Consider the following 12,931-nt stretch of genomic DNA (forward strand, 5'->3'; position numbering starts at 1 on the left):
TATCGGGGACGGGACTTGCCTAGGGCAACAAGGGCTTGTCATCCAAAAGCGCCTCTATCCTGGCCATCATCGCGCGGTAGGCCGGCGCCTCGGGGCCGCCGTACTGCTTGCGGAACTCGGCGGCGCTGAGGAATTCGGGCAGATCGGAGACATCGGGCAGCAGCTCGGCCTCGCTGAGGCCGGCGGCCAGGCGCTGCTGCAGCGCTTGCGGGCGCTGCACGGCCAGCAGCCCCAGCCGGCTGCCGGCCCGGTCGGCGGCGATGTCGTTGAAGCTGAAGCCGCTGCCGCCGCGGACATCGGCCTGCTCCTTGTAGATGCCCACGGCATCGGCCAGCGGCCCGCCGCCTTCGGCCGCCAGCACCGCCGAGATCAGCAGATGCAGCGGGAAATCGGGCCGGCCATAGAGCTGCACCTCCAGCGGCCGGGGCTGCGGCCAGCCGCGCGCGGCCGGCACCAGCCGGCCCAGGCCCTGGCCGCTGGCATAGGCGGCCAGGCTCAGCAGCGCGGCGCGGTTCTCGGACGCCGCGTCCTGGCCGGCGGCCGTGCGCTCGGCGGCCAGCTGGAACAGCGGCGTCAGCAGCGCGACCACCGACACCGGGCCCGGCTGCTTGGCGGCGAGCTGCACCAGCCGGTCCGAATAGACGCGCAGCCGCGCCTGATCGGCGGCCGGCAACAGCGAGTCCAGCATGCGGCGGTAGCTGTCGGCATGCCATTCATAGGCCAGCTGCACCCGGCCGTGCTCCAGCGCCACATGCTTGATCATCTGGCGCAGCAGCCGCGCCTCCTCGAAGGCCGCGACGCGCGCCAGTGCCCGCTCGCGCAGCAGCGCGGTCAGCCAGTCAGGCAGCGGCAGCCGGCCCAGGCGCAGGTCCACGATGCGCGGCAGGCCGCCGTTGGGCACCAGGCGCGCGCTGGCATTGAGCCAGAACGGTCCGCCCAGCGCCAGGCTGGCGCGGGCCAGCGCATGGCCGTCCTGCAGGCTCAGCCGGGCCGCCAGCTGCGGGTGGCGGCTGGACAGATAGTTCAGCAACAGCGCCAGCTCGGCCTCCGACACCTGGACCGAGCGCAGCGCGCCCGGCGGCCCGAGGCGCGGGTCGTTGCGGCGCAGAAAGTTGCGGGCCTTGGCCACATCGGCGGCCGAGATCGCCGGCGGCTGGGGCACGGCCGGCGCGGTCTGCAGCGCCAGCGCCACGGCCAGCAAGGCCGTCAGCGACAGCGCGCACAAAATGTAGAGAGAACAGCGCAAAAGCAATTTCATTGCCGCGCAGTCTGCCAGCTTTGCGAGTCAGGCCCGGCCTTCAGTCGAACACTAGAATGCCTCGGCACGCCCGCGTGCCTTCTCGCCAACCCGGAATCTCCTGCCATGCGTTTGTTCACCTCCTCGCTGATTGCCCTCGGTCTGGGCACCGCTCTGATGGCCTCGGCCTCGGCCCAGGTCACCATCAAGGAAGCCTGGGTGCGCGCCACCGTGCCGCAGCAGAAAGCCACCGGCGCCTTCATGCAGCTGAGCGCCGCCAAGGACAGCCGCCTGGTCTCGGTCAGCTCCAGCGCCGTGCCCATCGTCGAGCTGCATGAGATGGCGATGGACAACAACGTGATGAGGATGCGCCAGATCCCGGCACTGGAACTGCCGGCCGGCAAGAGCGTCGAGCTCAAGCCCGGCGGCTATCACATCATGCTGATGGACCTGAAGCAGCAGGTGAAGGTCGGCGACACGCTGCCGCTGACCCTGGTGTTCGAGGACAAGGCCGGCAAGCGCGAGACGGTCGAGGTCAAGGCCCAGGTGCGCGCGCTGGGTGCGGCGGCCGCCAAGCACGACGGCCATAGCGACCACAAGCACTGAGCCCGCAGCCGCCGGGCGGCGTCGCATCGCGCTCCATGCCCGAATCTTCGATCATCGCCCTGCCCGAGCGCCGCCTCGATGTGCGCCACGCCGTGTCCGTCTGCGTCGGCATGGTGATCGGCGCCGGCATCTTCAAGACCTCGCCGATGGTGGCCGGCGCGCTGGCCAGCGATGCGCAGCTCTACCTGGCCTGGGCCTTCGGCGGCCTGCTGTCCCTGGTGGGCGCGCTGTGCTTTGCCGAGATGGCCGCGGCCTTTCCCGATGCCGGTGGCGACTATCACTTTCTGCGCCGCGCCTATGGCCAGCGCCTGGGCTTTCTGTTCGCCTGGTCGCGCTTCGCGGTGATACACACCGGCTCGATGGCCTTGCTGGCCTTTGTGTTCGGCGACTATCTGGCCCAGGCGATCGACCTCAGCCCCTGGCTCGGGCCCCATGCCAATGCGGTGCTGGCCGCCGGCCTGATCGCGCTGCTGACCGCGCTGAACCTGGCCGGCGTGCGGGTCGGCCTGGGCACCCAGCTGGGCCTGATGAGCGTGGTGCTGGGCGGGCTGGCGCTGCTGGGCGCGGCCGGGCTGTCGCTGGGCGTGCCGCCGCCAACGCCACTACAACTGCCGCTGAGCACGCCCGGTGCCTCGCCCGATTGGGGTACGGCCATGATCTTCGTCTTCCTGGCCTACGGCGGCTGGAGCGATGCGGCCACCTTGTCGGCCGAGATGCGCGACGCCAGGCACGGCATCGTCAAGGCCTTGCTGATCGGCCTGACCCTGGTGATGGGCCTCTACCTGCTGGCCAACTGGGCCTATCTGCAGGGCCTGGGCCTGGCCGGCCTGGCCGCCAGCGCCGCCCCGGCCGCCGATCTGATGCGCGCGGCCTTCGGGCGCGGTGGCGAGCTATTGATCGTGGGCATCGTCACCTTGACCGCGCTGTCGGTGATGAACGCGATCCTGATCGCCGGGCCGCGCACCACCTATGCGGCGGCGCGGGACCTGGCGCGCGAACTCCACCTCGGCAAATGGAACGCCAAGCGCGGCACGCCGACGGCGGCGGTGCTGGCCACCAGCGGCGTCGCGCTGGCCCTGGTGGCCTTCGGCGCGGTCACGCGCGGCGGCTTCTCGACCATGGTCGACTACCTGTCACCGGTCTACTGGTTCTTTTTATGCCTCAGCGGCGCCGCTGTCATCGTGCTGCGCCGCCGCGAGCCGGATGCGTCGCGGCCCTTCAAGGTGCCGCTGTACCCGCTGCTGCCGCTGCTCTTTGTCGCCTGCTGCGCCTATCTGCTGTATGCGAGCCTGGTGTATGTGAAGGCGGGGGCGTTGGTGGGGGTGGCGGTGCTGGGGGTGGGGGCGGTGGTGTTGGGGCCGTTGACGCGGGGGGGGCGATAGTGGGTGGCCTATCTATGCCCGACCATCGGCGAAGCCGGGATGAGTGGATCGGAATTAGGTGCGTGGTGGGCGAGGTTGCACTCTGTCTTTCAGACCTGAGAGCCGAAAAACGGATCTCAGTCAAACCTGACGGACGCCATTACTTGCGACGATGGTGTCTATCAGCCGCTCGACGCTATTTTCGACTGGTAGGCCGATGTGCGGACGCTGCTGATCGCCACGGTCGATTTCGATGAAGGGGAGGCGGCGCTCCTCCAAAAGCGACGCGTGCTGTTCAAAGGGCCCCGGGACGGGCCCGCTCGGATGACACACCCGCACTACTCAAATCGATCACGCTCCTCGTTGATTTCCTCTCTTTGTATTTGCCGGTCAAGCCGTTCGATCTCAGGCTCTATCCATTGGACGACTTGGAAATCGAATCCTGCGGCGAGCCATCGCCGCAGGATTTCTCGCTTGCGCTTCAAATACTGGCTCGTAGGGCCAGTCCATGAACCGGAATGGAACGACGCGCTGATCCCTGAGCGTACGCCCTCGATATGCCCATACCGCGTCAACAGTTGCCTCGTCAGTCCGCCGCCGCCTGCGTCATCGAGCGTAGGAAGCGCCGCATGAGCGATCAGGGCAGCTCGCCCGCTGGGATCAGACTCGATCCAACTCAATATGCTGCTTTCCGGCAAGTCCGATATGGGACCACGCGGCACTCCCTCGCCAAACGAACGGATGCCACCCTTCAGCCAGTTGTAAACGTCGCTTCGCCATCTCGGCAAAGTGGCCTCGAAGTGCTTTGCAGTGACCTGCCAGGCGCGTTCAGGATCGATACCGACCAACTCCTTGCTCAATGCCTCGATATCGTGGTCATAGCTCAGCCGGTATTCCTTTCCCATGGCTGTGAGGATTGCGTCAAGCAAGGGAGCGGCGAATTCGGTATTGGACTTCACCAGCGTTGAGCAAACGCGCTTCCAATGGAACCCGAAGGACTGCCCTGGATGCCGTGAACCAGGGATCGCCTGGAGCGCGACAGCAAAGGCGAAGTCTGACCCGCAGGGCCGCGGGCGGTCAGACGAGATGGAATTTATTAACCCGATCAGCAACTCCATCGCTTCCGGTGTATCGCGCTCTCGAATTAAACGGAACAGGCGCTCTGCCTGCGCTGTAGGCACTGAATCAAACGCCCTGCCGAACTGCAATGCTCCAAATAGCGCAGGCTCTATCCATTTCGCCTCAAGTGCATCGAGACAGCGGTTGAAAGCATTTTCGGAGTAGGTGGATCGCAGTGTCATCTCCGCCCCCAGACCCGCCGTATCGCTACGGCTCAACATCTCCATCAGCCATGACTCGAACCGCTCCGGAGATTTAGCCTTTAAACCAGTCAAATAGCCGTGCAGACAAGTGCCGTGGGTGGATTTCCTGGCGATGCCTGTGAGCAAAGGAAGCAGGATTCTCTCGTCATCGGCTACAGCCAACTGCTCCCCGAAAGACCAAATAGCCGGCGTGTGATTCTCTGGCGCAAGAAGGTGCGAGATCTCAGCGAGGCGATGCGGGCTCGCAGCAATTCGCCGTGCGAGCGCTGCGACCAATGCTTTCGCATGCGAAGGTGGCCGGTCCCGTTGATCGCGGTACTCCTCCTCCCACTCAAGCCAATCTACGTCAAGGACGTATCGCTGGAATCGGCTGGTCAGATCGCGGCGCGCATATCGCCGGGCAAGTCGCCTGAGGCGAATCGCCAGGTCACGGTGCTGTTCATCCTCTCGGTACTCCTGCCAGTGCCAGAAAAACTTGTTCAGCTTGCTCGGAGACATGGCGCTGTCGGAAGTCAGCTTCTCCAGTTCCTGGAATGCGAGCTCAGTGCATGGCGGCATGCGTATCTGATGTTCGACTGCGTCGAGCAGCGCTGAGCAGACTTGAGGCCGCAATGCCGCAGGCCAAGTCGAGGTCTCGTCGATCAGGGTTTGAAAATACAAAAGATGGGCCTGCCACCAATCACCGTAAGTTGCGGGAGTCCACAGCTTTGCTCGCTCCTGAAGCCCCTGGTACTCCGGCCCCACGGTCCGGAAGCCCATGCCGTGCGTGTCCAAGGCCGAGGCCATTGCCTTCAGCCCCAACAGACGTTCGGCATCGGTGCTTGCTCTCAGTAGCCCAAGCAAGGCTGGCAACCTCTGCGCCGGGCTGGCCTCGGTCGCAGCGGCTTCTGGGCCGATGCGAAACAGGCCAACGAATGTGCCGGTCGAGTTATTCGAAAAGTCGGCATTCTCATTGACTGCAAGTCGAGCCAGGATGTTCAAGCCGCGCACGGTAAGCAGAGGCCAAACAGCAATTTTTTCGAGCGCCCAGACTATGTTCTGGCGATCAGTCTTGAACTCGACAAGTTCGGCGTCTGACCATTTGCCGAGCGAGCTCTCAAGCAAGCGCAAGACTGCAGCGGAGTTGGCCTCTGCGAGCGTCGACAGAAATTGCGATCCGGTCGACGACGTCAGCATGTCGCGACTGGAAAAGACGCCATCGGGCTTCAGAATCTCTTCGACAACGAATGCCGTGTCCTGTCCGCCAGCAAATCTGAACTTGTTCAGGAACCAGGCGTGAAGCGACCGGGGCATGGTTTCAAAGGTCGACACGAAGTCGAAACCGCGCCCATAGCGTGTCCAGAACTGCTTCCAAAGATAGATGTGAAGCGCCTTGGGAACGAAGAACAGCGTCCGGCTGCCTTGCAGAACGCGTCGGGCCCGGAGGCTCTGAACAATCTCTTGGAAGCGGGCCCAGCCGATCGTTGGATCAACCTTGTGAATCAGTTGTGAGACGTAGGTGGCCTCGTCAGACACAGGATCTTCAAATCCGAATCGGCTGAACAAGGCGAGGTGGTGTGCCACGCAGTCAACTTGCCGTGAAGCTGCATCCTCCTGTACGACGTACCCGTGCAAAAAACGAGTCCACAGGGGAACCGTCGCCGGCGGTCGCAACAGATCGCCCGGGTTTGCATGAAGATTCTCGGCAACGGCATGTGCAACTCTTGGCGAGCCTTCACAAATAGCGACCCAACGGTCAAGTTCCCGCGACTCCCCGACGCGTTCTGCCAGGATGCTCCTGATGGTTGCGTCTGGAAGGCGGGGGGCCTTGAGACGGAGAATTTCACCGTCATGACCTTCATCGTGACCATGATCCAGAGTGATCAGCTTCATCGCGCCGCAGCGTGTCTTCAAGTGCCGCCAGATGTCGGACATCTCAGATTCGGATAGGTCGTCGAGCACCAGAACGAGCGGCTTCGTCCAGCCGGCCCGCAGCAGTTGCCTAAATAGCGCCGTCTGGCCGAACTTGGAGCCGTAACGCAGATAGAGGACCGAGGGTGCGATATGCGGCGCTCTCAGGGCCTCCAGGGCCATGCGCGTCTTGCCCAAGCCAGGTTCGCCCAGCACGCGAATGTGCTTCGCGTCGCCTTCGATACCTGCTCGAATCTGCTCGATGAGCTCAGCCTGAGCCGGCGCCGGCTGGAATGAATTGGCCATGTGCGCATCGCGATCCCATTCGTCGAGTACCCAGGCCTCATGGATGGTGTCAAAGGTCAGTAGTGCCGCAATGCCGGGATACCGCTCGGCAAAGTTTGAAAGCTGACTGGCACCCAATACATCTACCATGCCGCCGTAGTTCGGCACGCCAGCAGACTCAAGTACGCNCGGGATACCGCTCGGCAAAGTTTGAAAGCTGACTGGCACCCAATACATCTACCATGCCGCCGTAGTTCGGCACGCCAGCAGACTCAAGTACGCCGACGATGCACTCACATGCGTCATTCCGTTGCTGAGGAGTGAGGTCGTGGCCCGTGCAGACGACAACGTAGCGGCCCCTTCTTTCGGTCAGCCGCGCCACCTCCGGGAACAACTTCCCAGCCTTGTTGATCAGTTCTCCGCAGATTGAGCTCTGAGTCCAAGGCTTGAAGGAGGTGCCTGACTTCAACTGAATTCCGGTCAGACCAGCTGCAAAAAAACAGTCTGCAGGGACCTGCGCATCCGGCGGCACATCGATTTGGGCGTCAATGCCGCCGTCCGCTACGGTCAGCCGGCTCGAAATCGTGACGACTGCCGGATTGAGCTTGGCGTATGCCGACTCGGCCTTCAAGATTCCCGTCATCACCTCCACCGCCCGCTCGGCAGTGAGTGCCACTACTGTTGATACGGGGACACTGATCAATGGGCTCATGCAGAGGATCGCAGTGGGATTGGTCTTTGCATTCTCGAACAGTCTTGCGACGGCATGGAATCCGGCGTAGCCGAACGATGCGCACTGCGCTCGCGGCGAAATTAAGCCTTGCCCCAAAGACAGAAACTTGGCGCTGAACCGGCTGGCCAGACCGAACCTGCTAACGACTGGTCAGCTGGTTGAGAACGCTTGCCCACTCGCTCGAAACCGGCGTGAGACCGCCGCTGCAATGCCGACCTGAAACTGTGCAATCGGCAGTGGGAGTGGCGATATCTGTTTCGTCGGTTCGTCATCCTGCTCTCGACCACAGGAAGCTCCCGCGCCCCCAACTGATCACCGGTCGCTTGCTTGCAGCCCCGCGCCCGATCCCGCCCCATCCCATTTCATCCCGCCCGCCCGGAGACAATCACCGCCGCCATGTCCTCCGCCCCCCCGCCGTCCACGCTCACCCCCCGCCTCTGGCCCCCCGACGAAGCCACGCTGCGCACCCTGTTCGAGCGCGGGCGGCTCAAGCGCGGCGCTGAGCTGCAGCACCAGCTGAGCGATATCCGGCAGGACGCCCATGGCGCCAGCGCGCGCTTCCCCGGCCCGCGCGGCCAGGTCTACGAGCTGGCGCTGCAGGGTGTGGCGGGGCGCGGAGAAGATGGCCGGCCGCACTACAGCGCGCTCTGCAGCTGCCGCACGGCGCGTTTTTGCGAGCATGCGGCGGCGCTGATGGTGAAACTGCAGACCGAGGCCGATGCGCCGCTGCGCGCGCAGCTGCTGCACACCTGGGTCGAGGCGCTGCGCCGCAAGGCCGGCCGTGCCGAGCTGCAGCAGCTGCCGCGCCTGCCCGAGGCCGATGCGGCGAAGCTGATGGACTTGCTGCTGGGCGATGCATTGCCGCCGCCGCCCGCGCCCTTGCCGCAAGCGGTGGCGCCTGAACCCGCCGGTGAGTCCGCCCAGTTCCGCCCGCGCCTGACCCTGAAGACCCTGGGCCGTGGCGACGGTCTGCTGGGCCTGAGCCCAAGCGGCGGAAAACTGGGTCCGCGCAGCGATGTCGTCACGGTCGCCCAGGTCGACTGGACCTACCGGCTGGCCGATGGCCTGCTGTGGACCACGCCGGCGCCGCGCTCGCTGCTGAACAGCCGGCCGGGCGCGACGCAGACGCTGGACGGCGGGCGCAGGCTTCAGCGCGATCTCGGCGCCGAGGCCGAGGCGCGCGACCAGCTCTGGGCCCTGGGCCTGTTGCCGCTGGACCCGGCCGCACTGCAGTGGCGCAGCCCGGCGGCCGTAGCCGGGCATGAGAACCTCTGGACCCTGCTGCAGGAGGAATTCTTCGGCGAGTTCTGGACCGAGCGGGTGCCCGAGCTGCAGAAGCTGGGCTGGGCGGTCGAGGCGCGGCCCGGCTTCGCGCACCGCGCGGTGGCCGGCGAGGCCTGGCGCATCCGCATTGATCCGCTCAGCCTGCCGGCCCGCGAGGGCGCCTGGCTGCTGAGCCTGGGCGTCGAGATTGAGGGCGAGAGCCTGGATCTGGCGCCGATGATTGCCGACCTCTTGCGCCGCGATGCGCGCTGGTTCGATGCCGAGCAGATCGCGGCCATCGACGACCTGTCCATCATCCTGCTGCACGCGCCGGGCGGGCGGCGCATCGAAGCGCCAGCTTCCATCCTGAAGCCCATCCTCGGCGCGATGGTGGACCTGCTGGCCGACCCCAAGCGCGCCGAGGGCCCGCTGCAGCTCAGCGACTGGGACGCCGGCCGGCTGGAGCTGCTGGACCAGGGCCGCGCCGGCTGGCAGATCCAGGGCGACGCCGGCCTGCGCCAGATGGCCAACAAGCTGCGCGCGGCCGGCTCGCCGCGGCCGGTAGCGCCGCCCGAGGGCCTGGGCCTGACGCTGCGCGGCTACCAGCTGGCCGGCCTGGCCTGGCTGCAATACCTGCGCGAGCAGGGCCTGGCCGGCATCCTGGCCGACGATATGGGTCTGGGCAAGACGGCCCAGGCCCTGGCCCATCTGCTGCTCGAGAAACAGGCCGGCCGCATGGCCGATCGGCCGGCGCTGGCCGTGCTGCCGACCTCGCTGCTGTTCAACTGGCTGGCCGAGGCGCGGCGCATCGCGCCCCAACTGCGCGTGCTGCTTCTGCACGGGCCCGAGCGCCATGCGCACTTCCCGCGCCTGGCCGATTACGACCTGGTGCTGTCGACCTATCCGCTGCTGTGGCGCGATATCGAGGCGCTGGCGGCGCAGCCCTGGCATCTGCTGATACTGGACGAGGCGCAGACGGTCAAGAACGCCGGCAGCCGCGCGGCCAAGGCGGTGCGGCGCCTGCGCGCGCGCCACCGGCTGGCGCTGACCGGCACGCCGCTGGAGAACCATCTGGGCGAGCTGTGGGCGCAGTTCGACTTCCTGATGCCGGGTTTTCTGGGCGACGAGCGCAGCTTCTTTCGGCTCTGGCGCAAGCCCATCGAGGTCAATGGCGAGAGCCTGCGCGCCCAGCTGCTGAGCGCGCGCGTGCGGCCCTTCATCCTGCGCCGGCGCAAGGAGGAGGTGGCCACCGAGCTGCCGCCGCTGACCGAGGTGACGCGCCGGGTGCGGCTCTACGGCCAGCAGCGCGATCTGTATGAGAGCGTGCGGGTGGCGGCCGATACCCAGGTGCGGCGCGTGCTGCAGCGGCGCGGCTTCGGGGCCTCGCAGATCACCGTGCTGGACGCCTTGCTGAAGCTGCGCCAGGTCTGCTGCGACCCGCTGCTGCTGAAGGATGTGGAACAGATCAAGCCCGACACCGAGCGCGCCAAGCTGGAGCTGCTGGCCGAGATGCTGCCGGAGCTGCTGGCCGAGGGGCGGCGGGTGCTGGTGTTCTCGCAGTTTGCCGAGATGCTGGGGCTGATCGCCGGGCAATTAAGGCAGCAGGAGCAGGATTTCCTGGTGCTGACCGGTGCGACGCCGGTGGCTCAGCGCGGCGAGATCGTGCGGCGCTTCCAGGCCGAGGAATACCCCCTGATGCTGATCAGCCTGAAGGCCGGTGGCGTCGGCCTGAACCTGACGGCGGCCGACACGGTGATCCATGTCGACCCCTGGTGGAACCCGGCCGTCGAGGCCCAGGCCAGCGCACGGGCGCACCGCATCGGCCAGGACAAGCCGGTGTTTGTCTACAAACTGGTGGTGGAAGGCAGCATCGAGGAACGGATGCTGGAGCTGCAGGCCCGCAAGCTGGCGCTGGCCGAGGGCGTGCTGGGCAGTGACGGGGCCGATGCGGCCAAGTTCACCGAGCAGGATTTAGAGCGGCTGCTGGCGCCGCTGGCTTGAAAAATGCACCTTGGCGGTGCATTTCCGGTTCAGCGCTTGCGGTCGAAACGCAGGGCGCGGGCCAGGCTGCGGCGGTCGCTGCCCAGGCTGCCGGGCTCGAAAGCCTCGTGCTTGCGGCCCTTGTCGGTATTCAGCTCCGCCATTGCCAGGGGGCGGACTTGAGATTCGTTGCGTTGCTGTTGGTGCTGCTGACTTTTCATGGCTGATGCCTTCTTCTCCAGCCCGACTTGGTGCAATTACCTGCGGGTACGGGCACAACGCCGTCCAAACTGGGGCGGTTGACAGCGACTTGCAACAAATCTTTGCCGCTTTCTCGCTACAGTGCAGCGCCATGCCGCCCAACGCCCCCGCCGCCCTGCCCGCCACCACCCTGGTCGCCTGCCTGTGCGCCGGCTGGTGCCGGGTCTGCGACGACTATCACGCGGTCTTTGCCGCGCTGCGCGAGCAGCACCCGGGCTACCGCTTCGTCTGGGTCGATATCGAGGACGATGCCGAGCTGGTCGGCGATCTGGAGGTCGAGACCTTCCCGACCCTGCTGGTCGGCCAGGGCCAGCAGCTGCGCTTCATCGGCCCGGTGACGCCCCAGCTGGCCACCGCCCAGCGCCTGCTGGCCGCACTGGACCAGGGGCCGGCCGTGGCGCCCAGCCCGGCCGCCCAGGCCCTGCTGTCCCGGCTGCAACAAAGCTGCTGAGCCGCATGCGGGAGAATGGGCGACCTGCTCAACCCCATCAGCCATGACGGTTCAACTCAAAAAGTCTGCTCCCGCCAGCGCCATCGCCATCACCGTGGTCGACCGCGCCGCCTTCCAGGCCCTTGCTCCGAAACTCCCCGCGCCGACCCGCCACTGGCTGGCGACGCTGGGCTTTGTCGGCGCAGCCGACAGCCTGGCCCTGGTGCCGGGGCCGGACGGCAAGCTGGGCCGGGTGTTCGCCGGCGTGGCCCACGCCCATGCGCCGTTCGCGCTGTCCGCGCTGCCGCAAGCCCTGCCGGAAGGCGTCTACGCCCTGGCCGAGGACGGCCTGGCGATGGACGCCGAGGCGGCCGCGCTGTCCTGGGAACTGGGCGGCTATCAGTTCGACCTCTACAAGCCGCGCCGCCGCCCGCCGGCGGTGCTGGCACTGACGAACAGCCCGGCGGCCCAGCGCGGCCTGGCGCTGGCCACCGCGATGGCCGCGACCCGCGACCTGGTCAATACCCCGGCCGAGCATATGGGCCCGGAGGAGCTGGCCAAGGCCGCCCAGCTGGTGGCCAAGCAGCACGGCGCCAGCTTCAAGCAGATCGTCGGCGACGCGCTGCTGAAGCAGAACTTCCCGGCCATCCATGCGGTGGGCCGCGCCAGCCACCGGGCACCGCGCCTGATCGAGCTGAACTGGGGCTCGCCCAAGGCACCGCGCTTAAGCATCGTCGGCAAGGGCGTCTGCTTCGACACCGGCGGTCTGAACATCAAGGGCGGCGAAGGCATGCGCCAGATGAAGAAGGACATGGGCGGCGCCGCCAATGCGCTGGGCCTGGCCAGCTTGATCATGGCCTTGAAGCTGCCGCTGCGCCTGCAGGTGCTGATCCCGGCGGTCGAGAACGCGATCTCGGGCAATGCCTACCGCCCCGGCGACATCGTGCCGACCCGCAAGGGCCTGCATATCGAGGTCGGCAACACCGATGCCGAGGGCCGCGTGATCCTCAGCGACGCGCTGGCCTATGCCTCGGAGCACAAGCCCGAGCTGATCATCGACCTGGCGACGCTGACCGGCGCCGCCCGCGTGGCCCTGGGCGCGCAACTGCCGGCGCTGTTCAGCAAGCATTTCGATACCGCCCGCGACCTGGTCGACCTGGGCCTGAAGCTGGACGACCCGCTGTGGCATATGCCGCTGTGGGCGCCCTACAAGGCCAGCATCGAGAGCACGATCGGCGACATCGTCAACACCGGCAAGACCCCGCTGGCCGGCGCGGTCACCGCCGCGCTGTTCCTCGAGTACTTCGTGCCGGAGAACCAGGACTGGCTGCATATCGACCTGTTCGCCTGGAACGATGTGGCCCGGCCGGGGCGCCCGATCGGCGGCGAGGCGCAGACCATACGCACGCTGCTGGCCTATCTGGAGCAGCGCTTCGCGGCCTGAGCCCGTGGCTTGGCGCCGGGCAGCGGCGTCTCGTCGCAGCACGGTGGCCGACGCCGCCGCGCTGTATCCGTCCGGCCAAGTCATCTTGAAGTCGCCGAGCGCAACAGCAAGGATCGTGT

General features: G+C 66.5%; 8 protein-coding genes. 5 read left to right on the forward strand and 3 right to left on the reverse strand.

Going from position 1 to position 12,931, the window contains the following annotated elements; translation table 11 throughout:
- Positions 1-19 precede the first annotated feature (19 nt).
- The gene (locus PO768_RS06715) at positions 20-1,258 is read right to left on the reverse strand and encodes a hypothetical protein (RefSeq protein ID WP_272645443.1); all 1,239 of its coding nucleotides are present in this window, start codon (positions 1,256-1,258) and stop codon (positions 20-22) included.
- Positions 1,259-1,363: 105 nt separating this feature from the next.
- Between PO768_RS06715 and PO768_RS06720 the strand changes: the two genes are divergently transcribed.
- Both PO768_RS06720 and PO768_RS06725 read left to right on the forward strand, forming a co-directional pair.
- On the forward strand, positions 1,364-1,843 hold the full coding sequence (locus tag PO768_RS06720; protein ID WP_272645444.1) for a copper chaperone PCu(A)C: 480 nt from the start codon (positions 1,364-1,366) through the stop codon (positions 1,841-1,843).
- A gap of 35 nt (positions 1,844-1,878) precedes the next feature.
- Positions 1,879-3,225: an APC family permease gene (locus tag PO768_RS06725; RefSeq protein WP_272645445.1), complete on the forward strand. Its 1,347-nt coding sequence runs from the start codon at positions 1,879-1,881 to the stop codon at positions 3,223-3,225.
- Positions 3,226-3,542: 317 nt separating this feature from the next.
- On the opposite strand, the gene PO768_RS06730 is transcribed toward PO768_RS06725, so the two are convergent.
- Complete coding sequence (locus PO768_RS06730; protein ID WP_272645446.1) at positions 3,543-6,869, reverse strand: hypothetical protein; 3,327 nt, start codon at positions 6,867-6,869, stop codon at positions 3,543-3,545.
- Between the two features lie 1,258 nt (positions 6,870-8,127).
- Between PO768_RS06730 and PO768_RS06735 the strand changes: the two genes are divergently transcribed.
- On the forward strand, positions 8,128-10,698 hold the full coding sequence (locus PO768_RS06735; protein WP_272645451.1) for a DEAD/DEAH box helicase: 2,571 nt from the start codon (positions 8,128-8,130) through the stop codon (positions 10,696-10,698).
- Between the two features lie 29 nt (positions 10,699-10,727).
- On the opposite strand, the gene PO768_RS06740 is transcribed toward PO768_RS06735, so the two are convergent.
- On the reverse strand, positions 10,728-10,898 hold the full coding sequence (locus PO768_RS06740) for a hypothetical protein (RefSeq protein WP_272645447.1): 171 nt from the start codon (positions 10,896-10,898) through the stop codon (positions 10,728-10,730).
- Positions 10,899-11,029: 131 nt separating this feature from the next.
- On the opposite strand from PO768_RS06740, the gene PO768_RS06745 reads away from it, so the two are divergent.
- Both PO768_RS06745 and PO768_RS06750 read left to right on the forward strand, forming a co-directional pair.
- Positions 11,030-11,389 carry a thioredoxin family protein gene (locus PO768_RS06745; RefSeq protein ID WP_272645448.1) on the forward strand — a complete coding sequence of 120 codons (360 nt, stop codon included), beginning with the start codon at positions 11,030-11,032 and terminating at the stop codon, positions 11,387-11,389.
- Between the two features lie 43 nt (positions 11,390-11,432).
- Entirely contained in the window at positions 11,433-12,812 is a 1,380-nt protein-coding gene (locus PO768_RS06750; RefSeq protein ID WP_272645449.1) for a leucyl aminopeptidase family protein, read from the forward strand.
- Positions 12,813-12,931: the final 119 nt, after the last annotated feature.

The organism is Paucibacter sp. XJ19-41 (genome assembly GCF_028462495.1).
Taxonomy (GTDB): Bacteria; Pseudomonadota; Gammaproteobacteria; order Burkholderiales; family Burkholderiaceae_C; genus Roseateles_E.